The sequence below is a fragment of the Borrelia turicatae 91E135 genome (assembly GCF_000012085.2).
GTDB classification, from domain to species: domain Bacteria; phylum Spirochaetota; class Spirochaetia; order Borreliales; family Borreliaceae; genus Borrelia; species Borrelia turicatae.
Genome location: NC_008710.1, coordinates 304,810 through 328,627 on the forward strand (window position 1 = coordinate 304,810; position 23,818 = coordinate 328,627).

Here is a 23,818-nt window from a genome sequence, read left to right on the forward strand (position 1 = left end):
CACAAACCTCCTTAATTCTGCAATATTGATAATGCACTCCTAAATATTGCTTTGCTACTATTAATGACAGTAGAATTTGCTTCATAAGCACGCGAAGCAGATATCATATCCACCATCTCTTCAACTGCATTCACATTAGGAAATTCCACATAACCCTTTCGCTCACCAGATTTTATTGCATCAGGATGAGTTGGATCATACTTTAATTTCAAAGGAGACTTGTCTCTCTCAATACCAGCAACCCTTACACCCTGACCAATTCCATTATCAAGATAATCAGGAACAAAAGGACCCTTCCAATACGGACTTACAACCCTTGGAGAAAAAACTATTCTCTGTCTTCTATAAGAGCCCCCCTCAGAAGTTCTAGTAGTCTCCACATTAGCAATATTATTTGCAATAACATCTAGTCTCAATCTTTGAGCTGTCAAACCCGTTGCAGCAGTATTAATACTTGAAAATAATCCCATATGTAATATTCCTTGAGGTTATAACTTATTTTATTACAATATTTACACTTTTAAAATGATGGGCTTGAATATTTGTAAACAAACTATACATCATTTGATTCTGAGCAAGATTTTTCATCTCAGAATCAATATCAACATTATTACCATTATTATTGAGAGTAGAGAGATAATCAAGCATTCTGCGAGGTTTAACATCTAAATATCCCAACTCTTTAAAACCATCCAAATGCTTACCATTACCCCTTCTTAAAGATAAACTGCTTGCTCCTTCATTAAAAATTGCTCGTTCAAGCTCAGACTCAAAAGTGACCTTACTTCTCTTAAAATTTGGAGTATCTACATTTGCAACATTATCAGCTATAACACTTTGTCTCAAACTAAGAACATCCAAATATCTATGTGCTAAATCAATTGACCTATCAAAAATATTCAAGCTCACACCCTCTATATCACAAAATACTTTTTACTATATTATATAATAATTTAAGTCTTTTTGTTCGTTAATTTTTATTTTTTCATTAACATAGTCCAAGTTTATTTCAAATTTTTTTAACTTGCTACCGGGTGCTTCAAAAAAAAGATCGGCAAGAATCTTTTCCATAACTCCATGCAACCTTCTTGCTCCAAGATTCTCTCCTTCATAATTCATATCAAAAGCAAGTTCAGCAATTCTATCAATCGCTTCTTCACTAAATGTCAAAGTCAAATTATAAACTTTAAACATTGCAATGTACTGTTTTATTAAAGAGTTTTTAGTGTGTTTTAAAATATTTTTGAAATCATTCACACTTAAACTTTTAAGCTCAACCTTAATTGGAAACCTACCTTGAAGTTCTGGTATTAAATCGGATGGCTTTGATAAATTAAAAGCACCTGCAGCAATGAACAAAATATGAGAAGTATCCACTATCCCATATTTTGTATTAACCTTAGATCCTTCAACAATTGGCAAAATATCTCTCTGAACGCCTTCTCTAGATATATCATTTCCGGTTCTATTCTTAGTAACTATCTTATCGATCTCATCAATAAAAACAATTCCCATATTCTCAACTCTTGATTTGGCAACTTCTACAATATTCTCATGATCCACTAACTTTTCAAGCTCCTCAGATATAATTATCTCCCTGGCTTTTTTTATTTTTAACTCCCGTCTCTTCTTCCTATCAAATATATTATTAATCAATCCTCCAATACTCATATCAATCTCTTCGAAATTACTACCGGAAAATATTTCGATAGTAGAAACGGGCATTTTTCCTGAAACATAAATATCAATAAGATTATCATCAATATCCCCACTTCTTAATTGTTTCCTAAACTTATTTCTTAATTTATCACGAATTTTTCTTTCTTCTTCACTTGTATTATCATTCTCAGAACCCTCAGAAGTTTTCAAAAGTTTGTCAATTATTCTCTCCTCAGCACGCTTGCTTGCCTCTTCGCGAACAGAATCATACATCTCTTCCCTTACCATATTCACCGCAATACTCATCAAATCACGAATCATAGACTCAACATCACGACCCACATAACCTACCTCGGTATATTTTGTAGCCTCGACTTTAATAAAAGGAGCCTTAATAAACTTTGAAAGCCTTCTTGCAATCTCAGTTTTACCAATTCCAGTTGAGCCAACCATAATAATGTTTTTAGGCATAACATCATCTCTTATTTCCTTGGGAAGCTTAGATCTTATATATCTATTAACAAGAGCAATTGAAACCAATTTCTTAGCTTCAACTTGCCCTATTATATATTTATCTAGCTCTGCAACAATCTCTTTAGGCACTATATTTTGATTTTCAGTCTTATCCATCAACTAATCTCCTCAAGCACGATATTTGAATTTGTATATATACAAACTCTTGCTGCTACCTTTAAAGACTTAAAAGCAATATCAGCAGCACTTAATTTTTTATTTTCCATATAAGCAAGCGCTGCTGAATATGCATAATTCCCTCCACTACCAATCGAAATCACATCTTCTTCAGGCTCAACAACATCTCCGGTACCTGAAATTAATAAAATATTTTCAGAATCAGCTACGAGCATCATTGCTTCAAGTTTATGAAGTATTTTGTCAGACCTCCAATCTTTTGCAAGCTCTACAGCAGCTCTCTTAATATCAATAATTCCATCTTCTCTAGCTTTAACCTTTTCTTCAAACTTCTCAAAAAGAGTAATAGCATCAGAAGTTGAACCTGCAAATCCTGCTAAAATTTTTCCATTAAACAACTTTCTTATTTTAATAGCATTGGATTTCAAAACAGTATATCCAAAAGTCACTTGTCCATCTGCTGCTACTACAGTCTTCCCACCCCTTCTTATTGCAATAACTGTAGTTCCTTTAAAACTCATGATGTCCCCCCCTATTTAGATATTTCATTCAATAACTTATTAATAAGCATACTCGATGTATCTTTGCATATACAACAGACCTTTGAGTTATCACTAATTTCAGGCTCATTATACTGAACATTTAGTATCTTATAAAGATCTGATACAGATTTTATCTCTTGAGCTCCAGAATCATATAAAACTCTAGAACCATCACCAGAATAATCAATATTATAAACATAAACATCAAGACCCAAATCAAGTCCAAGCTCAGCAGTAATTAAGGCTCCTGATTTCCTTGGTGCACAAGTAATAAAAACAACATCTGAAAGACCAGCCACTATTCTATTTCTCTTTGCAAAAAAATAATTTTGTATCTTCTCATAAGGCAAAGTTTCAGTAAGAACACCTCCACCATTTTCTAAAAGGCAAGCAACATACTTTCTATTTTGCTTTGGATAAATATTATCAATATCTGTTGCAATAACTGCATATGTTCTTTTTTTCTCATTCATTGCACCAAAATGCGCTGCAATATCAGCTCCTATTGCAAATCCAGATATTATTTCTACATGATTCTTAGCAAGATGAGACGACAACTCTTTAATTTTATCTGCCAACACTCTACTGATTTGCCTTGAACCAACAACAGCCCAAGACAAAGAATTAGAATCTGGAAGATTACCTTTATAATAAATAGCAAACGGAGGATTATAGATCCTCTTAAGCTTTAAAGGATAATCTTTAGATCCAAAAACAGCAATTCTTGCACTTGTTTTATTAATAATTTTTTGTTGCATCTCTATCAATTTTAAATCTGGAAGCTTATAGTCTCTCCTAAAAACCCTAGATAAATAATTAGAAATATCTCTTAAACTTAACTTACAAAGACAACTTAAATCAAAATCATTAAAAATTCTAAGTTTCTCTTCACCCTTTAAAAATCTTAAATTATCAACATAAAGCAATTTAAACATAAAAGTTACTTAAAATTATTCATTATTCTATCAACTCCATCTATTTGCTCTTGAGTCAAAGCTTTATCCTTTGCCTTCTTGTAAAACAACAAAGCATTATCAAAATCACCAAGAGAATAATAGTTTGCACCCCTCAGCATAAAAAATTCAAAATAATCCTCTCCCATAGACTCAAGTCTGCTTAAATATCCTTTAGCTTCCAACTGTTTATCAAGGTCATAAACATACATAGTAGAGAGAGCAAAAATCGCCTCTTTAAAATCATCTTTAATAGAGATTGATTTTAAAAAAGAACCTTCAGCAAGAATAAAATATTCACGAACCTTTTCTTTGGTTTCAATCCCCTTGGCTAAATTATAAGAAGAAACTCCTATATAAAAATGAGATAAATGATTATCAGGGCCATATTCCAAATTTTTATTCAAATACTCAATAGCAGGTCCATATTGACCAAGCCTAATAAGCTCAAGTCCAATCAAACTAAAAAATCTAGCCTTTTTATCAATTGAATTTATTATTTTTAAAATATTTTGCTCTTCTTTATCAATAAATTCCTTATAAACTTCAATTTTTTCTAATGAACCACCACCTGCTATCTCTATTTCTCTTATTCTAAGTCCAAGATTTACTTTTTCCTTAGATTCATCTCCACAAGAAATAACTAAAAACAAAAATATTGGTATCCATCTTTTCATTCAATTATCGCTATTTTTTTTATTTAAATTTCTAAGAAATGTAGGGACATCAATATCATCTTCAAAATAATTAACATTTTTTGACTTCGCTATAAAATTATCATTCGCCTCATAAACACTTCCTGAAACATCTTGACTACCTGACATTAAACTATCAAATTCTTTTGAACTTAAAGTATTATTTTCAACAGCACCGGATAAATCTTTCTGTTTTTTAGAAGAAAAACCAGTAGCAACAACTGTAACATAAATCTCATCATCAAGATTTGAATTAATTGCATGCCCATATATTACGGTAGCCTCATCATCAACACTAGCTGTAATAATTCCCATAATCTCTTCAAGCTCAAGCAATGAAAAATCTTCACCCCCAGTTATATTAACAAGAAGCCCTTTAGATCCTTCTATTCTAACCTCTTCAAGCAAAGGATTGCTAATAGCAGAAGTAGCCGCATCAACAGCCCTATTCTCACCCTTACCATAACCAATACCCATCAAAGCATCACCTTGTCCTTGCATAATGCTCTTAACATCAGCAAAATCAATATTAACTTCGCCATGCTCAATAATAAGACCTGCAATCCCCTGCACACCCATCCTTAAAACATCATCAGCCCTTTTGAAAGCATCCTTAATAGTAGTTCGCTTATCAACAACAGTTAAAAGTTTTTGATTTGGAATAATGATTAAAGTATCAACAGATTTTCTTAAATTATTTATTCCCTGTTCAGCAAGCCGCATCTTTTTAGGGCCTTCAAATTTAAAAGGCTTAGTAACAACCCCAACAGTCAAAATTCCAAGTTCTTTAGCCACTTGAGCAATAACAGGTGCAGCGCCTGTTCCAGTTCCTCCACCCATTCCAGCAGTAATAAATACCATATCAGCACCTGCTAGATGATTTTTAATAATATCAATATCTTCTTCTGCAGCAGCTTGTCCAATCTCAGGTCTCCCACCGGCCCCAAGACCTGAAGTAACTTTAGCACCAAGCGCAATCTTTATTGGAGCAATAGAAGTTTGAAGAGCTTGAAGATCAGTATTTGCTACAATAAACTCAACATCTCTTACTCCATATTCAATCATACGATTGACAGCGTTGCTACCGCCACCGCCTGCACCAATTACTTTAAGAACCGTAGGATTTGTAGCAGAATCAAACCTTTTTGAATGACTATCAATAATATTATAATCTTTCATTAAACTTCCTCCATGACTGGTCAAAACCACTCTTTCAAAAACCAACCTTTCAATTTTGAAGATATTTTACTTTGTCTCTTAGATTTATTATTTCCCTTCTTTAATTTATTGAATTTTTGCTGTTCATGCTTATAAAGAACAAGACCAAGAGCTGAGGAAAATTTAGGACCAATATATTCCTCTCCAACCCCATTAATATTCATTGGAAATCCTATTCTTGATGGATATTTAAATATTTCTTCTGTTAAATTAGAAATACCGGGAAACAAAGAGCCTCCTCCAGTTAAAACAATTCCTCCATTAATCTTATTATAAAGCCCTCTCTTCATTATTTCAGCTTTTATCATCTCAAAAATCTCACTTAATCTTGAATTAATTATTATAGCCAATTCTTTTCGACTTTTCTCTTGAGGCGGCCTGGTTCCAAGATTAGGAATAATAACACTTTCCACTTGACTCTCAAGAGCAGAAATATGAGCAACACCAGCCGTTATTTTAATATTCTCAGCAATATCTTCAGGTACTTTCCATACTTGTGCAATATCAAGAGTAACTCTATTTGCACCTATAGGAATTACTCCGGTATAATAAGGAGAGCCATCAATATAAAGAATTATGTCTGTTGTACCTTTACCCATGTCAACAAACAAAACTCCCATTTCTCTCTCTTCCTTAGATAAAGTAGCATAAGATGAGGCCAAACTTCCAAGCACAACTTCATCAACAGAAAATCCAGCACGATTCACACACCTAACCAAATTCTGACTTGAAGAACTAGATCCAGTAATAATATGCACTTCACCCTCAAGGCGGATTCCCATCATATCTATTGGATTTTTTATATGAGGAATTCCATCCACAATAAATTCTTGAGGAATCACATGTAAAATTTCTCTATCCATCGGAATCACAATTGCCTTAGCAGCTTCAATAACACGTTCAACATCTTCATTATCAATCTCCCTGGTTTTTGAATTTATTGCAACAACCCCACGAGAATTAGTACCCTCGATACTACTACCTGACATAGACACAGAAAGAGCGGAAATATCACACCCAGAAATAAGTTCAGCAGCTTCAATAGAACTAGAAATTGAATCAAGTGCAGCTTCAATATTTATAAGAACACCTTTCCTCACACCTCTTGATACACTAGTGCCTATTCCAACTATTTCCAACTGATTATTCAAGTTTACCTCAGCTACGACAGTACAAATCTTTGAAGTTCCAACATCTAATCCTACTATCAAATCCCTAGACACTAATCTTCTCCTAACAAAATGATATTACCGCTTCTTAAATCAACAGTATCAGACCTTCCCTTAAGCAAATCAGATATCATGAATACCTTATGCATTACACTTATTAAATCCATATCCGTTGTTATTAATATCTTATTATATATATTTTTTATATACAAAAAAATCTTGTAATCATAAAAATTCAACTTCAAAAAATTAATTTCCGATATTAAATTATACAAAGTATTTTGATTTATTTTAACATAGTTAAGGTTCTTTATAATAGCAAGCATTCTATCTTCTAAAAAATCACCAACTTCATTGCCATTTAAATTTAATCCACTAACTATAGGTAAATCATAAATTAAATCTTTACACTTTTCCAAAATTAAACCGTCTGAAGCAATAAAATAGTAAATAAAACTGCCATCAACATTCTCATAAGCAGTAACGATAGGCACTCTTCTCTCAATATTAATGCTAATTGTATTAGGAAATTTAAGTTTTACCGTCACATTCTTTACCCTTCGATCTCTCATAATATTTTTCTCATAAGCACTAACATCAGCATCATAATAATAAGTATTAGGCTTAATTCCTGAAATACTCAATATCTCTTCCTTAGAAATATGAATACTATCATTAAAATTAATGTATCTGATTAGAAAATAAGGGGAAATAAAAATAATAAAAACAATCTCAAGTAGTATAAGAGAAATTATTACATAAATATATATAATTAAAAATTTTCTATAAATCAACATAAATTTAAGATTAAATTATCATTTTGATAAAACTTCAAACTATTCACCTTCAACATCTCTAGAAACATTTGAAATAAGTCCAGAAAGAGCCATTGTAACAACAATAGAAGAACCACCTGACGAAAAAAATGGTAAATTTATACCTGTGGGAGGCAAAAGACCAATTGCAATTAAAATATTCATGATGCTTTGAAGAAAAATTGTAAGACTTGCAATAAACGCAATAAAAAATCTAAATCTGGTCTTAGCAAAAAGGGCAACAAAATACCCAAAATAGAACAATAAAAAAAATAATACAATAGCAAGACAAATCCCAAAAAATCCTAATTCCTCTCCAAGCACAGAAAAAATAAAATCAGAATTAGCCTCTGGAAGTCTGCCAAGCTTTACCTCACCCATTCCAAGCCCCCTCCCCCCAAGACCACCACTCTTAAAAGCATTAAGTGATGCAATTATTTGATACCCTTTTCCCAAAGGATCATCATAAGGATTTAAAAATGCAAAAATTCTAGCAACTCTGTAAGGTTCAAATATTAAAAAAAGCATAGCAATTGGAACAAAAGTAAATAAAATAGCAAAAACATATCCCAATGACATTCCAGAAACAAACAAAACAATAAAGAAAAGCATAGCAAAATAAATAGCCGTTGAATAATCATTTTGCAAAATTATGAGCAACCAAAAAATACCAAAAATTAACATTGGCTTTATCCAATAAGAAATATTATTATCTGACTTTAATCTAAATCTACTCAAATAACTCGCAAGATAAATCGTAAAAGATACCTTAAAAATCTCTGAAGGCTGAATACTAACGCCTTTTAAAAATATCCACCTTTGTGTTCCTGAAACACTAGGAGAGAAAAAAGTTGCCAAAACTAATGTAAAAGTTACAAGCAATATAATAGAAACAATTTTTTTTAAAAAATCTAAAGAAATCCTTTCAAAGACAAAAAATACAATAAAACTTAAAAAAAGATATTTAAGACGCATTAAGAATAAAAAATTAGGCTCCCCTGTAAGTTCTAGACTTAAAAAAAATGAAGATGTATAAAATACAACAAGACCATAAGCAATAAGCGACCATAAAACAAGTAAATAACATTTTCTAAGAGAGGTTCTCTCTACAAACATAAATATCAATTTAAACTCATCTAATCTTAAGAGTGCTTAAAGCAATTATAGCAAATATCAAACCTATTATCCAAAATCTAATAACAACCTGCATTTCAGACCACCCAAGCTCCTCAAAATGATGATGCAGTGGTGCCATTTTAAAAACCCTTTTCTTAGTATGCTTATAAACTACAACTTGAATAATTACAGATAAAGTTTCAACCACAAAAACCCCTGCAAGAATTGCAAAAAGAATCTCACTCTTTAAGATTAAAGCTGTCATCCCAAGAACCGCCCCGATTGAAAGACTACCAGTATCACCCATCATTATTTTAGCAGGATACGCATTAAACCACAAAAATCCAAAACTACCGCCAAGTAAAGCTCCAAGAAATACTACAAGTTCCTCAGCACCTTTAATATTTGGAATATTTAAATAAAATGCAAAATCTACTCTACTTGCAAGATATGCAATTATTACTAGAGCTCCTGTTACAACAATACTAAGTCCAATAGCAAGTCCATCAAGTCCATCTGTCAAATTAAAAGAATTAGACGCGGATATTAAAATAAACATCCCAAATGGAATATACAACACCCCCAAATCTAATTTAAGAGACTTAAAAAAAGGGAAATAAATTATACTAACATGTTCATCGCCAAAATAATAAAGCATAGTAACTGAAATACAAGAAAACAATATTTGCCCATAAATCTTAAATCGAGGATTAAGCCCATCTGAATTTTTTCTCTTTATTTTTAGCAAATCATCCATAAATCCTAAGCAAGCAAAACTAACCATGACAAAAAGTATAATTAAAAAGTAAATATTCCAAAAATCAATCCAGAAAAATAAAGAAACTAAAACACAAAAAAAAATAAGAATACCTCCCATAGTAGGAATTCCTATCTTCTCACTTAAATGGCGCTTTGGTCCATCTTTCCTTAAGATTTGATCTAGTTTTAGTTTTTTAAGTCTTAAAATAATAAATGGACCAAAAATTAATGCAAGCAAAAATGCAAAAATAGTAGCATAAGCGGTTCTAAAAGTAATATATTTCAACAATCTAAGTCCTAAAAGACAAAACATATCCCTCCCATTAGTCCTTAAAGATAATCAAGAATCCTTTCAAGTCTATTTGATCTTGACCCTTTAATAGCAATAAAACACTCAGATTCCAAATTCTTCACAAAATAATCAATAAAATTTTCAAAATTACTAAAATAAAATAAATTATCTAATGCTAAGTTTTCAATTTTTTTTACTTCTTGAAATTCTTCACCAATTAAAAAACCTTTATCAAAATTCATCAAAACAACTTCCCTAATTGCTGTTTTATGTACCTCATACGCAAATTTTCCAAGTTCTTTAAAAGCACCAAGAATAATAAATTTTTTACCCTTTATCTCAAGACCCAAAATCATCTCCTTTAACGCCATAAATGAACCTAAATTACCATTATAAGAATCATTCAAAATCAAATAATCCTTTACTCTTAAAAGCTCTGCCCTACCTTTTTGAAAATCAGCGTGCAATAAACCATTACGAATCTCATTTTCACTCAGTCCAAGCAACAAAGCTAAATGAATGCAAGATATTGCATTGAAAATATTATGCTGACCGGGTAATAAAATAGAATAATCAAACCCTTTATAAGTAAAATCATAAAAAAATTTATCATTTACAAATGCAAATGATCTAATTTGAAGACTATGAAAATCAAAATAAAAAATATTAATCCCTGGATTAATAGACTTAGCCATTACTCTTAAATGTAAATGATAAGGACAACTCTCATTTAAAATTACCATCTGAGTACTCTTAGTCATGATTTTACCCTTCTCAGCAGTAACAATCTCTAGATCTTCAAAAGCTTGCATATGAGCATAACTTATATTTGTTACAATAACAATTTCGGGATTTAATATTTCAGCAAGGAGGTTCATCTCTCCAATATAGCTAATCCCCACTTCAAAAACAGCATACTCCTCATCTCCCTCAGTTCTCAAAATACTCAAAGGCAACCCAATATCCGAATTTAAATTTCCCCAAGTTTTGCAAGTTTTATATCTCTCTGACAATATGCTGTAAAGCATCTCTTTTGTTGTAGTCTTTCCATTACTACCAGTAATAGCTATCCTCTTAAAACTTGTTCTTGTAATAAAATGTGCTGCTAAGTTTTGAAGCAAAATAACCACATTACTAGTAAGCAAAAAAACCAAATTCTCATCTCTGTTTAAATACTCAAGACACAAACTCTCACAATCTTTAGAGCACACAAAACATTTAACACCAATATCAATTAAATATTCGACAAAAGAAAATCCATCCACCCTATCACCTTTATATGCAAAATAAAGACTAGCACTACTATTTTTAGCATTTATTTCACGACTATCAAGCGAATAAAACGATACGATCTTTTGCATACTACTTGCATAACCAACAAATTTAATATCCTTTAGAGAATCTAAAATGTCTTCAATCTTTATATGCACCAAAAACCCTCATAGATTCTATCGTTTAATAACATTTATATCCTTATTATCCTTTTTTTCTAAATTCAAATAATCTTTACTAAGCTCTTCTATCCTATCAATACTTTGAAGTTCATATATTATGGTTAACAATCTAAGATTTTCATCAATAATATTACTTTGTTCATCATTTAAACCTTCAAACTCACGCAACTTTACAACATATCTAAAATTAAGATAAATATTTAAGCATATTATAATTGTTAATATCAGAATCAATAAAAAGTATAATCTAACTTCAATTTTTCCCATTTTACTCATATAATTTTTTGATGACTCTAAGCTTAGCACTTCGTGATGCACTATTAAATCTCTTTTCTTCACACCTTGGCATTATAGGCTTTTTAGTAAGTATACAATATTGGTCTTTACTTAAACCTTTAAAAAACTCTTTTACAATTTTATCTTCCAATGAATGAAATGTAACAATAGCCAAGACGCCATTATTTGATAAGCTTTCTACCCATAATGGCAAGCTTCTCTTTAAACGAAAAAGCTCATCATTAACATAAATTCTTAACGCTTGAAAAGTTTTTGTTGCCGGATTTATTTTAAGCTTTATCCTAGGATAGGCTTTGCTAACTATGTCCTGCAACTCTCTTGGGGTTTCTATTTTCTTAATTTTTCTATATTCTAAGATAGATTTAACAATTCTTCTAGAATAACGTTCACCACTTAATTCATATATTAAATTTTCAAGTCTTTTTTTGTCAAAAGTATTGATAATATCATAAGCACTAAGACCTCCAGCACCAGGATACAGCCTCATATCTAATCTTTCATCTTCAAAAAAAGAAAATCCCCTACCACTCATTTTGTAATGAAACATGGAAATACCAAGATCAGCTAAAATAAAATTGATTTTACTACTTAAAGGATATTCACTAAAGAAATCATCAAACCAAGTATTAAAATATGAAACTCTTCCCTTAAATTCTATAAGAGATTCTTTTGCCCTATTTAAAACAACGTCATCCCTATCAATCCCAATCACATTTATGTTTTGATACTTCTTAAGAACTGCACTTGAGTGCCCACCTTCCCCAAGAGTACAATCAACAAAAACAAACCCATCACTTATATTTGATGCCTCTAAAAGATTAATAATTTCCTCAAGAAGTACAGGTATATGAAAAATATTACCCATTAAGTGTAAACCTATAAGTTAAACTATTTTCGGTATTATAAACATCGCCATATTTGATCTTAATTTCGTTATGACCGCTAGTAAACTCAAGATTATTTATCTCAATGTTTCCATTATCTCTTTTTATGTTAAAAAGATCTAAATTATAATCCTTATTATCAAAAACAACATATGAATTACCGTTTAAAGACATGCTCTGAAAATCAGCACGAAAAATACTGTTATTATTTAAAAACACTTCAAAATAGTAAATACCATTAATAGCTTTTGCAACACCAATATCTTTTTTCAAAAAATTTAAAACAAGACCATAATCACCCAATTCTAAATCTAAATCAATATTTTCCTTTAACTCAAACATTGTATCATCCTTACCTTTTAAAAGGATATTACTTAATAAAAAGGAAGAATTGATATTTAAATTATTTCTATTCTTTATCACAAATAAAGGATTAATTATATGCCCACTATAATGATCAACAACCACTACATCAAAAACTTTATTATCATTCTTCAAAAAGATTTTCCCATCCTTATATATAAAATCACCAAAAAATTCCAAATTAAAACCCAAATCTTTATCAAAAATGATCAAAATGCTTCCATCATATTCACTAACCTTATTCTTGGAATACAAAATCTTATAATTATTTGAAAAAATAGAAAAGTGTGTATCTAAAGCTCTTAATTTTATACCAATACTTAAAGTATCATTTCTCAATTCTCCAAAATCACTTACTAAATCAAACTTCTCATCCTTTCCAAACTCCAAAAACGCATACAAATTAAAAAAATTAAAGAAAAAAAGAACAGCAATGATCATCACAACTACAACCCTAAATAATTTAAATCACTATTATCATTAAAATATAAAATTCCTTCATCAAATTCAACATATGAATTCACCTTATCTTTAAAAAAGATATTATCAAATAAACTATAAGAATCTACAGAATAAGTCCTTATATTGATCATACTACCACTCAAATCATAAAAATATACCCTATACACTCTAGAAAAAGGATCATAAGAGGCTTTTAAAACAGAATTTTTATTATCAACTTTAAAAGTTTTACCACTATTAATATTAAGTATTAAAAATGAATTTGCAGTCTCAACAAACAAATTATAAAATTTATCAATCTTAAAAAAAGGATTAAAATCTTTAATCTTTAAATTTTTCAAATATAAAAACTGATTATATCCATCCTCTAAGTTAAAAACCTCTATAGAGTATTCCTCATTCCCTCTCAAAATACATAAATATTTGTTATTTAAGCTTAACTTAAGACATATAATTGGCAAACCAACACCTAATAAATCACCACCATAAACCATTTTTCCACGTTTATACACATAAGTCTTGCCATCAGAGAGTCCTAAAGCCAAAACATCATCATTATAATCAATACTTAATATTGAAGCTATAAACTTGAAAGACAAAATTCTACTTCCATCTGCCCCATAAACTTCTAAAGCCTTATGTAAATTATTTAAAGCAAAAACAACATTATCTTTTGTAAAAACAAAATCCTTATATGCCAAAGAAAACAAAAATTTATCTGTCTTTCTAGAAAATACAGAATAATTATTTTTAAACCTGTTAAGCACATAATAATAGTCTGAAAAACTTACTAAACGATCACTTACAACATGATAATCATATTTATTGAAATCTAGATTCAAAATTTGATCATTAATAAAAACATTACGCTTTGGAACAATATCAACCAAATTATCAGACTTCTTAAAGTGATTAAACTTATAAAAGATTGAAATATCAATCGTTGATTTCAAGATAGAATCAACTAATACTATGAATATCAATAAAAAAATTGATAACAAAAAATTTTTGATTTTTCTAAATCGAGTTGAATTTTCTTTACAAAGATTCACACCTATTAAAATCCTCCCCTCAAACTCATCTACTCTTGCTCAAATCCGACTGAAATTTAACAGACCAAACTTCATAAAATTTTGTAAATTTCTCAGCTATCGATTTCTGAGAAGTAACAGTAGCTAAAGTTTTTCCGGCCTGAATATAACTTAAAATCTGTTCTGAGAGTCCATAAGCCCCATTTACTTCATATCTTGATCTTAACAAAAATGCTCCTTCCTCTAGGAGATCTAAAGATTTAATAAGATGAGCTAATTGAACCTTATAAAAAGGACTATCAATAACTAAATTTTTTGACAAATTCTTAAAATCAATAAAATTTTTAACCAGAACAATAAATTTAAGATATATATCTTCTAAAAAGAGAATCGCTTTAGAATCACCTTTACTAAAATACATTCCCAAATCAATAAGATATCCTAACTTTCTAACAATCAAAAATCGTTCTTCAGGATTTAAATTAAGCACAGACTCATTATCCATAAGTTCGCCAAAAGAAATAAGTAAAACAGGACTTACAAACAACGAAAAATCAGAAATAAAACTAAAAAGATTTACTCGAAAATCATAGTTAACTTTTAATCTAGGCTTTGTGTAAAAATAATTTAATGATGCAATATAACTTAGAACATTTAAATTTAAGTTAATAAAATTAACCGTTACACCTGAATCCAGTGCAAGCTTACCGGATTTCTTGATGCCTTTTATGTCTTTTAAAGTTTGCAAAATAAGATCATCAATAAACAAAATTTTTTGATAATTTTCATTATGCACTAAATCCATAAATACTCACTCATATCAATTATTACCTTTTAAAAGCTCTTCTGCATGTTGAAAGCTAATATCATTAACATTTCCACTAAGCATGCGAGCAACCTCTAAAACACGATCATTACCCAATAATAAACAGGCCTGAACATAAGGCCTATCTTCAATATATTCCTTTTTTACCAAAATATGATAATCTGAAAGACTTGCAATATTAGCAAGATGAGTAACAACAAATATTTGCATATTTTCTGACAATCCTTTTAAATACTTGCCCAAACTCATCCCAGACTCACCCCCTATACCAGAATCAATCTCATCAAATATGATAAGCTTACTCTCATCAACATTTTGAACACTCTTAATAGCCAACATTATTCTTGAAAGCTCACCCCCAGATGCAATTCTATAAATTGGTTGGGCTTTTAGCCCAGTATTACTAGAAATTAAAAATTCCACCTCATCTATACCCGTTGATTTGATTTTTCCTTCAGAGACTGACACAAAAAACTCTGCATCACCCATATTAAGCTTATGCAAAATCTTAGTTACTCCAGATGCAAATCTTAAAGCAGCAGCCTTTCTAACACTTGAGATATCGAATGCCAATTTTTTCACTCTCTCAAACAAATCATTTAACATTTGCTCTTTACCCAATCTTTCAGTCTCAAAATTAAGTGACAAATCAATAATGTCATCACACCTTTTCCTAAATACTATGACATCCTCAAGACTTGGTCCATATTTTTTGCGAAGACGAGAGAGGTCATGTAACCTATTCTCTACTGACTCAATTTCCTTCTCATCATAAGTCTTGTCAAAAAGATACCTACTATAAGCTTGACCAATATCCTCAAGCTCATAGTAAGAACTCTTAAGACGATTTTCAAGTTCAAAATAATTATTGTTCACTCCTGAGAGATACTCAGCATCACAAATTACATTCCTTATCTTACTTAAAGCAGAAACATTATTATTCAAGCTCAAAACACTCTTCAAGCTTGAAAGTGCATTACATAAAGATTCATGATTTTTAAGCTCATCTAACCTAGTCTTTAAAATTTCTTCTTCACCTATTTTGGGATTAAAAGAATCTATCTCATCAATTATTTTTTCACATTCCTCTTTACTATCTTTATGCAATTTCTCTTTCGAAACAAAATCATCATAATCATTTAAATATTGAATATATTCTTCATAGACTAATCTATATTTTTCCAATTGAGAATTTAAATTAGCATAATTATCCAAAATCTTCAAATTACTTGAGGGATTTTTCAAAATTAAATACTGTTGATTTTGAGAATGAACCTCAATCAACATATTAAAAATTGGCTTTAATATGTTACTAGAAATTGGTTCATTATTAATATAATAATTACTCAAAAGAGTCTCTGAAGATTCAAATATAATTACTCTTTTTATAATAATACAATCTGAGGCTAATATAGCCTTAGAAGACAAATAATCTCTAACATCACCATTCACCCTAAACTTGGCAAGTAAAACACATTCCTGTTCTCCATTAATAATTATATTACTTTTAATTTTTCCACCAAATAAATAATAAATTGATGATAATAATAAGCTTTTTCCACTTCCAGACTCACCTGTGAGCGCTACCAACCCCGTACCTATCTTAATAGAAAGTTCTTTAATTAAAACAAAATTTTTTACAAAAAGTTCAACTAACATACAAAACTTCAAAACAAGCTATATCTATATTATAAAACGCCATACATTATAATAACTTATTTTTAAGTCTTCTAACAAAAGTATCTGTACAAAATGATGCAAAACGTAAACTCTTATTATCAAGTCCCAACTCAAAAATAATATTAACCCCAAATTTACCAATATTAACGCCATCAACGAAAATTGATGCTGAGTTTAACGCATATCCTTTCTGAAATGAAAGTGAAAGCTTACTCCCGCTTGAAAAAATAAAGGAACGATTATAAACAGAATGTGGGGAAATAGGAGTTAAGATAAAAGCCTGAAGATCTGATTCTAAAATAGATCCACCTGCTGAGAAAGAATATCCGGTTGAACCTGTAGGAGTTGCAAATATTATTCCATCACTCCTATATGAGAGAAAATCTTCTGAATTAACCCTAAGATTTACATAAATCAACTTATTAATAACACTAGAACGAATAATTACATCATTTAAAGCATATTTGGTAAACACATTATTTCCATTCTCATAAGCACTAATACTAAGTAAATATTTACTATGAATAACTAAAGAATTATCAAAAAACTTATCTATGACCTCTTTAAAATCGATAGGTTTTATGTCTGCTAAAAATCCTACCTTGCCTAAATTTATTGAAATAATTGGAATATCAATATCATTCTTCAAAAGCAAGCTACTAGCTAATAAAACCGTACCATCTCCACCCAAAGTTATTGCAAGAATCAAATTATCCTCAGTTAACACCTCTGAGGATTTATCAATTCCTGCAAATAAGCTTAAAACACCATATTTATGTTCTAAATATTTTTGTATTTCACAAGCAAGAACCTCGGCATCTAAATTTGAATAATTCACGTAAATGAGAACCTTACTCTTCATTATTCTCCTTATATGGAATCCGTGCAAATTCGCCCTTGTCAAATATCCGTTCAATATCAATTAAAATTAAATATTCACTCTCAAAATTTTCCTCATTCTCAATTTTAACAACACCAGATATGTATTTTCTATCCAAAGTTTGCAAGGTCGCAGGGGGTTCTTGTACCTTTGATGTATCAAAGCTAATAACCTTGAGAACTTTATCTACAAATATTCCTAAAAGCTTATCTTTGATATTCACTATTAAATAACCTGTTAAAAGTTTATCTTCTTCCGTTACATAAACAGAAGGAATTTTAAATCTAATATTTAAATTTATTAAAGGGATAACACTCCCTCTAAGATTATAAATACCCGTAATATAATCAGGAACATTGGGTATTGCATATATACCTTCCAAAGGCACTTTAATTACTTCCCTAATGTGATCTATTGCAACCCCATAACTCTCTTTGCCTATCTTAAAACATGCAACTTGCAAATGAGACTTTTTTTCCATAATTTTTTCTTTCATAAACACATCCCAATACCCTTAAATAATTTAAATATTTGTATCTAATTTAATTAAAATCCTTAGATAAAAAATAAATCTCAAAGGAATTCTTCCGCACAGCTTTAGGTCTAATTTTTTTGACAATCTTAAAACAACTCTTAAGCTTATAAAAAAGCTGTTCTTCCTCACCTCCTTGAAAAACCTTAAGTAATAAATTACCACCTTTGACCAAAATTCTAGACGCCAATTCAATTATTCTCATATTCAAATTAAAAGAATTACTTGTATCAACTAATCTATTACCAGTAGTTTTGGGAGCTGCATCACTTATAATTAAACTATAAGGTGCAAAAGTCTCGATCTTTTGACAAACCTCATCGATATATATATTACCTTTGATAAAATAAAAATTATTAGTAAAATTAAGATCTATATCATTAAGGTCAACTGCAACAAGCACCCCATCTTTAAGATTTCCATAAGCATATTGAGAAAAACTGCCAGGAGACGCCCCAACATCCAATATATTGCCAGAAGAAAACAAAGAAAATCTCTTATCAATTTCTATTAACTTATAAACAGATCTAGCAAGATATCCTTCTTTTTTAGCTCTTCGTGAATATTCATCAACAACATTATACATATCAATGCTCTGCAATACACTCAATCCATTATACTTTTTATTATAATTATTATTATGCAAAATAAATCATTTTTAGATAAGATCGAAAAAAATATTAATAATATATTCTCACAAGACCATTTTCTTAATTTATTTAAAGACAAAGATTTAAAGCTAAAACTTAATATACAAAAAAATACAATAAAGACAATTAAAGCCCCAGCTATTGAAATAATAAATAGAGGGGGAAAAAGAATAAGACCAATGCTAATGATTTTACTAGCATATGCATTAGGATATAATAAAAAAAATACTGAGAATCTATACAAACTAAGCATGCTACTTGAATTACCTCATTCTGGAAGTTTAATTATTGATGACATAGAAGATGGGGCTATTAAAAGAAGGGGTAAACCTGCTATTCACTTAATTTACGGATTAGATAACAGTATTAATACAGCAAATTTAATTTACTTTTTGCCTGCAAAATTAATACAAACTTCCAAATTAAAAAAAAGTCAAAAACTATTAATTTATGAAAATTTTTTCACAACGCTCTCAAATCTTCACCTAGGACAAGGAATTGATATCGCATTGCACAATGGGACATATATTCCAAACCTTGACGAATACATATCTTTAGTAGAACTTAAAACAAGCTGCCTTTTTGGAATGGCTGGATTTTTAGCCGGAATACTTACAAACAATGAAAGTAAAGCAAAAAATCTTTACAACACATTTCTAAAACTTGGAACCTGTTTCCAAATAATAGACGATATCAAAAATATTAAAGATGGAATTAACGGCAAAGATTTTGGAGATGACTTAATTGAAGGAAAAAAAAGTCTGCCCATAATATACTTTTTAAAAGAAAAACTATTGGATGAGCAAATCATTCAAGAATTAAGTGCAATTAAAAATAAATCTATAAATGAATCAAAAAAAGAAATATTAAAATTTAGCAATATGATTAACTCATCAAGTGCCATTCAAAATTCTACAAATCTTGCAATGTCGTACCTTAATAAATTTACAGAAGAATTAAATTCATACGCATTGATCAACAAGTATAAAGATATGATAATGAACATTGTAAAGAAAATAAAAGAGGAAAATTTATGAAAAAATATGTAATAATGCTAATCTGGATGAATATCACTACTTTTATTTATGCAACAATTCCTACAGAAGATATCAATAAAATAGATGAACTTTATACAAAATCAATGTTACTCAAAGAGTTAAAAAAATATAATCAATCCAAAGCATTATTAATGCAAATTATAAATACAGATCCAAAACAAGTTGATGCATATTTACTAATTGCAGAATTAGAATACTTGATGAATAACTGGTTGCAAGCAATCGAACAAACAAAAACTTATCTACAAATAATTGATTTTAAAGATACAAAAAATTATCTTGATATCTCATGGGCATATTTTCTCATGGGGGAATCAAGAAACTCAATGGACTATATAATGCAATTTATTCAAGATAATAAAGAACTACTAAATACTAACATATACATATTAATTGATACTATTTTAAAAAAAGGATTTTATCATTTCATACAAGATGAGGACTTAATATTTAATCTGATAATAAATACTCTTTTCCAAATAGAAACATATGATGACACCATATTTACAATTTTTCTAAACAATTTAGATATCATCAAACAAATGCCCTTTTACAAATTTAATAAAATTAAAATCAAAGATTTAGAATTACAAATTCGAGCCTTAAAAAAGCTCAAAAATTCGACAAATGATATTGCTAAAACAGGTTGGTTTTTCTAAAAAGTGAGACAAATATATTAATTAATATAGCCATATAAAAGGGTAACGAAAGAGCAAAATAAGAATTAACATAATCCTGAAAATTAAAAAACTCGTATTCAATAAATATCATTAAAAATGCACTTGGAAAAATGAGCCAAGGATTTGCAAATGCAATATACAGTATACAAATAGCAAGCCAACCATTATTTAACCCCAAATCATAAGAATAAACATTAAAATTGATAGCAAGAAATGAACCTGCAATACTTGACGAGATTACGGATACAAAAATAGCAAAAGATTTAAAGTAATTACTAGTTCGCTCACCTAAGATATTTTCATAATCATTCGAGCGAATGAACTCAAAAACTACTCTAACTCTTGAATAATTTAGTATATAAATACTAAAACTTAAAAAAACGAAAAAAAATATAACAAAAAAAATAATAGCAAAATTATTGGAAATATTTAAACTAAATCCTGGAATAAAATTGAAATTAGCTTTCATCAAAACCCTAACTAAAAAATAACACAATATGTTAATTCCTATACCCGTTATAAAAATGTTATAACCATTTATTACAATAAAAGATAAAAAAAAACCAAAGATCAAACTAATAAAAATCGTCATAACAACTGAAGCAAATATTCCATATCCCAAATAAATAAAAAAAGATGTTAGGAAAACAGATAAAAAAGAAATTCCTTCAATAGATATATTTAGAAGTCCTACTCTCTCAGCATAAAGAATTCCAAGAGCTAAATATGCAAATACTATAGAATGCAAAAAAATACCAAACATTTATTTTTTACCCGCATTAATTAAAAACAATGAAATAAAAATCGATATAGCTTGATATAAACCAATAAATTCAAATTTAAACGAATAATTTATTTTAAGATAATTATTAAATTCATTCAGCATTGCAAAAAACAAACTAAAACATAATACATACATATAATTAAATCCTGAAACTACAGCAACAACAAATCCATTCCAGCCAAGCCCGGCGGTTAATCCTAAAAATAAATAATTCTTAAAAAAAATTAAAAAGATTGAACCTACAAGACCATTTAAAAAAGCACTGGTAAATACCGTACAAAACTTATACTTAAATTCATTAATACCGAAAAATTTGCTTAACGGCTTTCTATCACTCAATATTTCAAGTCTTAATCCTAAAATAGTTCTCTTATGAATAAATACATAACATCCCCAAACCAAAATACTAAATAAAAGCAAATATGGAAAAGCAGTATCAATAACGAATATCTTATCAATACTTTTTGTCTGATTTAAAAGTCCATTCGAGCCTAAAAGCTTTGATATAAATCCATCAACTAATCTCTGATTTCCATAAGACATTAAAAGACCTGTAAGCATCCCATTTACTCCACAAAAAAATGTCAGTAAAAAAGGAATAATTCCTATAACACCAACTAAAAATGAGCTTAAAATTATTATTAATACAAAATTAAAGTATGTAAGTCCACAAAACTCACAAAATATATATGATAAAAATGCTCCGAAATAAACTTGACCCTCATCGCCAAGAGTCAAACTATTACTTTTAGCACAAGTCGAGATTCCTGTAGCAATTAATAAGAGCAACATAAAGTTCCACAACATCACTTTCATATAAGAAAAACTAAAAAAACCATCAAAAAAATAGCTAATACTCAATACACTCAGTGAAAATATTAACAAAATATATTCTCTTCTAAATGCCCTCATATAAACAACATTTCCTTTAAAGCCTCTTTGTTGATATGTTCTCTTTTCAATCTCAATACAACCTCACCAGCCTTTATTGCCAAAACATCATCAGATAAAAGCAGTAATTCATCTAAATTAGGAGTAATTAGTAGTACAGGCTTTTCATTAGAAAAATTACGAATAAAATTAGATGTCTCACTATACGCTCTATAGTCTAAATTACTAAGAGGTGAAAAACAAATTAAAAAGCTCTTTGTAATATATTTTTCCCTAAAAAGAGCAAGTTTTTTTAAAGTTCCGCCAGAAAATGATAAAGACTTAGAATAAAAAGTCTTTAATATCTTACTATCACAATATTCCATGTCGCTTTTAAAAAATTTTTTAAGATCATTAATAATAGACTGTTTAATAAAAATTTCATTTTCAAAACTCATTATTTTGGCCAAAAAGCTATCCAATATAGTCATATTATCAGAAAATAAATTACCAATTCCTAAAGGTAAAAACCCAGCCTTTAACTCATAAAAATTAATATATTCATATCTATGCCCATTCATCTTTATACATCCTACAAATGGAATCTCACCTAAGAATAATTTCTCCCATGTTTTTATTACTGCCTCTTCTGCAATAATTCCTAAAACTCCTCTTTTTTTCAAAGAAAAACTAATATCATACTTCCAAAAATCTTCAAAAAACAAATTAAATTTTATAAAATCCTCATTCGGCCCACCACGCCTAATACTCATAGAAATAAACTTATCAGCAGGAATTTCAAGCTTGCTAAGTATTATCTCTTTATTTGTCGTTCTAAAACACTTTCCCTCTTTTAAAATAACAAATTCATCACTAAATTTTATGGCATCGCCAATCTCTCTATGTGTAATAAAAAGAGAAGTAATACCTGCCCTTTTAAGGGCCTGAAGCAATTTAATAAACTCTTTAGCCTCTTTTTGAGAAAAATAAGAAACACTCTCATCAAAAATAATAATCTTTGCATTTTTTTTCAGGGAAGAAATAATAAGCAAAAAATAGATTTCTTTAATATTCAAATCTTGTATTCTAGTCTCTAGATCAAAAGCAATATTATAAAATTGTCTAAGCCATTTATAATATCTATAGGTATGGGATTTATTCATTGGCATAAAAAATTGAGAATCAAACCAATAAATACTAAGATATTCCCAAACTTTTAAGTTCATATCAAGTTTTGGAATCTGAGACACAATATAAATACCATTACTCTTTGCTACATCCACATTCCAGTTTTTTTGCCTAATATTATTTACAAATACATCACCACTATCAAAACGAATAAATCCAGCTATAATTTTTGATAAGGTACTCTTACCTTCCCCATTTCTCCCAATTACAGTCAAGATTTTAGATTCCTCAATTCTTAAATTAACACTATCTAGAATAGGTTTTTCAATATCTGGGAAAGATTTTACTATGTTTTTAAACTCTACCATAA

The 23,818-nt window shown here is 29.4% G+C and carries 26 protein-coding genes; 2 read left to right on the forward strand and 24 right to left on the reverse strand.

Annotated elements, in window-relative coordinates; all coding sequences use genetic code 11:
• Nucleotides 1-11: 11 nt before the first annotated feature.
• From flgC to BT0_RS01560, 21 genes are read right to left on the reverse strand one after another with little or no spacing between them, the layout of a single operon-like run.
• Nucleotides 12-470, reverse strand: a complete 459-nt coding sequence (flgC, locus tag BT0_RS01460; RefSeq protein WP_011772250.1) for a flagellar basal body rod protein FlgC — start codon at nucleotides 468-470, stop codon at nucleotides 12-14.
• Between the two features lie 25 nt (nucleotides 471-495).
• On the reverse strand, nucleotides 496-903 hold the full coding sequence (flgB, locus tag BT0_RS01465) for a flagellar basal body rod protein FlgB (protein ID WP_041178446.1): 408 nt from the start codon (nucleotides 901-903) through the stop codon (nucleotides 496-498).
• Nucleotides 904-936: 33 nt separating this feature from the next.
• Complete coding sequence (gene hslU / locus BT0_RS01470) at nucleotides 937-2,289, reverse strand: HslU--HslV peptidase ATPase subunit (RefSeq protein WP_041178447.1); 1,353 nt, start codon at nucleotides 2,287-2,289, stop codon at nucleotides 937-939.
• A complete protein-coding gene (gene hslV / locus BT0_RS01475) occupies nucleotides 2,289-2,831 on the reverse strand; it encodes an ATP-dependent protease subunit HslV (protein ID WP_011772253.1) in 543 nt (180 codons plus the stop codon). The genes hslU and hslV overlap by 1 nt, the downstream gene beginning before the upstream one ends.
• Before the next feature lie 11 nt (nucleotides 2,832-2,842).
• Nucleotides 2,843-3,787, reverse strand: coding sequence for a DNA-processing protein DprA (gene dprA / locus BT0_RS01480; protein ID WP_011772254.1), 945 nt, complete (start codon nucleotides 3,785-3,787; stop codon nucleotides 2,843-2,845).
• Between the two features lie 5 nt (nucleotides 3,788-3,792).
• The gene (locus BT0_RS01485; RefSeq protein ID WP_011772255.1) at nucleotides 3,793-4,482 is read right to left on the reverse strand and encodes a hypothetical protein; all 690 of its coding nucleotides are present in this window, start codon (nucleotides 4,480-4,482) and stop codon (nucleotides 3,793-3,795) included.
• On the reverse strand, nucleotides 4,483-5,679 hold the full coding sequence (ftsZ, locus tag BT0_RS01490; RefSeq protein ID WP_041178448.1) for a cell division protein FtsZ: 1,197 nt from the start codon (nucleotides 5,677-5,679) through the stop codon (nucleotides 4,483-4,485).
• A gap of 20 nt (nucleotides 5,680-5,699) precedes the next feature.
• Entirely contained in the window at nucleotides 5,700-6,941 is a 1,242-nt protein-coding gene (ftsA, locus tag BT0_RS01495) for a cell division protein FtsA (protein ID WP_011772257.1), read from the reverse strand.
• A complete protein-coding gene (locus tag BT0_RS01500) occupies nucleotides 6,941-7,684 on the reverse strand; it encodes a cell division protein FtsQ/DivIB (protein ID WP_011772258.1) in 744 nt (247 codons plus the stop codon). Before BT0_RS01500 ends, ftsA begins: the two co-directional genes overlap by 1 nt.
• A 39-nt stretch (nucleotides 7,685-7,723) precedes the next feature.
• Nucleotides 7,724-8,818 (reverse strand): putative lipid II flippase FtsW, encoded by a 1,095-nt coding sequence (gene ftsW / locus BT0_RS01505; RefSeq protein ID WP_041178449.1) that lies wholly within the window; start codon nucleotides 8,816-8,818, stop codon nucleotides 7,724-7,726.
• 16 nt (nucleotides 8,819-8,834) lie between these two features.
• Nucleotides 8,835-9,890 carry a phospho-N-acetylmuramoyl-pentapeptide-transferase gene (gene mraY, locus BT0_RS01510; RefSeq protein WP_011772260.1) on the reverse strand — a complete coding sequence of 352 codons (1,056 nt, stop codon included), beginning with the start codon at nucleotides 9,888-9,890 and terminating at the stop codon, nucleotides 8,835-8,837.
• Between the two features lie 17 nt (nucleotides 9,891-9,907).
• Nucleotides 9,908-11,299 (reverse strand): UDP-N-acetylmuramoyl-tripeptide--D-alanyl-D-alanine ligase, encoded by a 1,392-nt coding sequence (gene murF, locus BT0_RS01515; protein ID WP_041178450.1) that lies wholly within the window; start codon nucleotides 11,297-11,299, stop codon nucleotides 9,908-9,910.
• Between the two features lie 18 nt (nucleotides 11,300-11,317).
• Nucleotides 11,318-11,599 carry a hypothetical protein gene (locus tag BT0_RS01520; protein ID WP_011772262.1) on the reverse strand — a complete coding sequence of 94 codons (282 nt, stop codon included), beginning with the start codon at nucleotides 11,597-11,599 and terminating at the stop codon, nucleotides 11,318-11,320.
• A complete protein-coding gene (gene rsmH, locus BT0_RS01525; protein WP_011772263.1) occupies nucleotides 11,592-12,485 on the reverse strand; it encodes a 16S rRNA (cytosine(1402)-N(4))-methyltransferase RsmH in 894 nt (297 codons plus the stop codon). The genes BT0_RS01520 and rsmH overlap by 8 nt, the downstream gene beginning before the upstream one ends.
• A complete protein-coding gene (locus BT0_RS01530) occupies nucleotides 12,478-13,308 on the reverse strand; it encodes a hypothetical protein (protein ID WP_081422778.1) in 831 nt (276 codons plus the stop codon). The genes rsmH and BT0_RS01530 overlap by 8 nt, the downstream gene beginning before the upstream one ends.
• A gap of 5 nt (nucleotides 13,309-13,313) precedes the next feature.
• Nucleotides 13,314-14,381, reverse strand: a complete 1,068-nt coding sequence (locus BT0_RS01535) for a hypothetical protein (RefSeq protein WP_011772265.1) — start codon at nucleotides 14,379-14,381, stop codon at nucleotides 13,314-13,316.
• Between the two features lie 25 nt (nucleotides 14,382-14,406).
• Entirely contained in the window at nucleotides 14,407-15,165 is a 759-nt protein-coding gene (locus BT0_RS01540; protein ID WP_011772266.1) for a hypothetical protein, read from the reverse strand.
• A 15-nt stretch (nucleotides 15,166-15,180) separates the two neighbouring features.
• Nucleotides 15,181-16,845 (reverse strand): DNA repair protein RecN, encoded by a 1,665-nt coding sequence (recN, locus tag BT0_RS01545; RefSeq protein ID WP_041178452.1) that lies wholly within the window; start codon nucleotides 16,843-16,845, stop codon nucleotides 15,181-15,183.
• Between the two features lie 46 nt (nucleotides 16,846-16,891).
• On the reverse strand, nucleotides 16,892-17,728 hold the full coding sequence (locus BT0_RS01550; protein WP_041178453.1) for an NAD(+)/NADH kinase: 837 nt from the start codon (nucleotides 17,726-17,728) through the stop codon (nucleotides 16,892-16,894).
• On the reverse strand, nucleotides 17,718-18,242 hold the full coding sequence (locus tag BT0_RS01555; RefSeq protein WP_041178454.1) for a chemotaxis protein CheW: 525 nt from the start codon (nucleotides 18,240-18,242) through the stop codon (nucleotides 17,718-17,720). The genes BT0_RS01550 and BT0_RS01555 overlap by 11 nt, the downstream gene beginning before the upstream one ends.
• Before the next feature lie 46 nt (nucleotides 18,243-18,288).
• Nucleotides 18,289-18,864 (reverse strand): SAM-dependent methyltransferase, encoded by a 576-nt coding sequence (locus BT0_RS01560; protein WP_041178567.1) that lies wholly within the window; start codon nucleotides 18,862-18,864, stop codon nucleotides 18,289-18,291.
• A 54-nt stretch (nucleotides 18,865-18,918) separates the two neighbouring features.
• Between BT0_RS01560 and BT0_RS01565 the strand changes: the two genes are divergently transcribed.
• Entirely contained in the window at nucleotides 18,919-19,965 is a 1,047-nt protein-coding gene (locus tag BT0_RS01565) for a polyprenyl synthetase family protein (RefSeq protein WP_011772270.1), read from the forward strand.
• Nucleotides 19,962-20,645 carry a tetratricopeptide repeat protein gene (locus BT0_RS01570; RefSeq protein WP_011772272.1) on the forward strand — a complete coding sequence of 228 codons (684 nt, stop codon included), beginning with the start codon at nucleotides 19,962-19,964 and terminating at the stop codon, nucleotides 20,643-20,645. Before BT0_RS01565 ends, BT0_RS01570 begins: the two co-directional genes overlap by 4 nt.
• Here BT0_RS01570 and BT0_RS01575 read toward each other — a convergent pair.
• The 3 genes from BT0_RS01575 to BT0_RS01585 are packed head-to-tail and all read right to left on the reverse strand — an operon-like array spanning nucleotide 20,623 to nucleotide 23,816.
• A complete protein-coding gene (locus tag BT0_RS01575; RefSeq protein ID WP_011772273.1) occupies nucleotides 20,623-21,429 on the reverse strand; it encodes a membrane protein in 807 nt (268 codons plus the stop codon). The two genes, BT0_RS01570 and BT0_RS01575, sit on opposite strands and share 23 nt — an antisense overlap.
• Nucleotides 21,430-22,362, reverse strand: coding sequence for an ABC transporter permease (locus BT0_RS01580; protein WP_011772274.1), 933 nt, complete (start codon nucleotides 22,360-22,362; stop codon nucleotides 21,430-21,432).
• Nucleotides 22,359-23,816, reverse strand: coding sequence for an ATP-binding cassette domain-containing protein (locus tag BT0_RS01585; RefSeq protein ID WP_011772275.1), 1,458 nt, complete (start codon nucleotides 23,814-23,816; stop codon nucleotides 22,359-22,361). The genes BT0_RS01580 and BT0_RS01585 overlap by 4 nt, the downstream gene beginning before the upstream one ends.
• Nucleotides 23,817-23,818 lie beyond the last annotated feature (2 nt).

Bases quoted from the DNA above. Each gene is read 5' to 3' on its own strand.
- BT0_RS01585 (WP_011772275.1), bottom strand. From the start codon at position 23,816: ATGGTAGAGTTTAAAAACATAGTAAAATCTTTCCCAGATATTGAAAAA.
- BT0_RS01550 (WP_041178453.1), bottom strand. From the start codon at position 17,728: ATGAAGAGTAAGGTTCTCATTTACGTGAATTATTCAAATTTAGATGCC.
- BT0_RS01520 (WP_011772262.1), bottom strand. From the start codon at position 11,599: ATGAGTAAAATGGGAAAAATTGAAGTTAGATTATACTTTTTATTGATT.
- BT0_RS01580 (WP_011772274.1), bottom strand. From the start codon at position 22,362: ATGAGGGCATTTAGAAGAGAATATATTTTGTTAATATTTTCACTGAGT.
- BT0_RS01570 (WP_011772272.1), top strand. From the start codon at position 19,962: ATGAAAAAATATGTAATAATGCTAATCTGGATGAATATCACTACTTTT.
- BT0_RS01575 (WP_011772273.1), bottom strand. From the start codon at position 21,429: ATGTTTGGTATTTTTTTGCATTCTATAGTATTTGCATATTTAGCTCTT.
- flgC (WP_011772250.1), bottom strand. From the start codon at position 470: ATGGGATTATTTTCAAGTATTAATACTGCTGCAACGGGTTTGACAGCT.
- BT0_RS01530 (WP_081422778.1), bottom strand. From the start codon at position 13,308: ATGATCATTGCTGTTCTTTTTTTCTTTAATTTTTTTAATTTGTATGCG.
- mraY (WP_011772260.1), bottom strand. From the start codon at position 9,890: ATGTTTTGTCTTTTAGGACTTAGATTGTTGAAATATATTACTTTTAGA.
- BT0_RS01485 (WP_011772255.1), bottom strand. From the start codon at position 4,482: ATGAAAAGATGGATACCAATATTTTTGTTTTTAGTTATTTCTTGTGGA.
- rsmH (WP_011772263.1), bottom strand. From the start codon at position 12,485: ATGGGTAATATTTTTCATATACCTGTACTTCTTGAGGAAATTATTAAT.
- BT0_RS01565 (WP_011772270.1), top strand. From the start codon at position 18,919: ATGCAAAATAAATCATTTTTAGATAAGATCGAAAAAAATATTAATAAT.
- BT0_RS01560 (WP_041178567.1), bottom strand. From the start codon at position 18,864: ATGTATAATGTTGTTGATGAATATTCACGAAGAGCTAAAAAAGAAGGA.
- BT0_RS01500 (WP_011772258.1), bottom strand. From the start codon at position 7,684: ATGTTGATTTATAGAAAATTTTTAATTATATATATTTATGTAATAATT.
- hslV (WP_011772253.1), bottom strand. From the start codon at position 2,831: ATGAGTTTTAAAGGAACTACAGTTATTGCAATAAGAAGGGGTGGGAAG.
- BT0_RS01555 (WP_041178454.1), bottom strand. From the start codon at position 18,242: ATGAAAGAAAAAATTATGGAAAAAAAGTCTCATTTGCAAGTTGCATGT.
- hslU (WP_041178447.1), bottom strand. From the start codon at position 2,289: ATGGATAAGACTGAAAATCAAAATATAGTGCCTAAAGAGATTGTTGCA.
- ftsZ (WP_041178448.1), bottom strand. From the start codon at position 5,679: ATGAAAGATTATAATATTATTGATAGTCATTCAAAAAGGTTTGATTCT.
- BT0_RS01540 (WP_011772266.1), bottom strand. From the start codon at position 15,165: ATGGATTTAGTGCATAATGAAAATTATCAAAAAATTTTGTTTATTGAT.
- dprA (WP_011772254.1), bottom strand. From the start codon at position 3,787: ATGTTTAAATTGCTTTATGTTGATAATTTAAGATTTTTAAAGGGTGAA.
- ftsW (WP_041178449.1), bottom strand. From the start codon at position 8,818: ATGTTTGTAGAGAGAACCTCTCTTAGAAAATGTTATTTACTTGTTTTA.
- recN (WP_041178452.1), bottom strand. From the start codon at position 16,845: ATGTTAGTTGAACTTTTTGTAAAAAATTTTGTTTTAATTAAAGAACTT.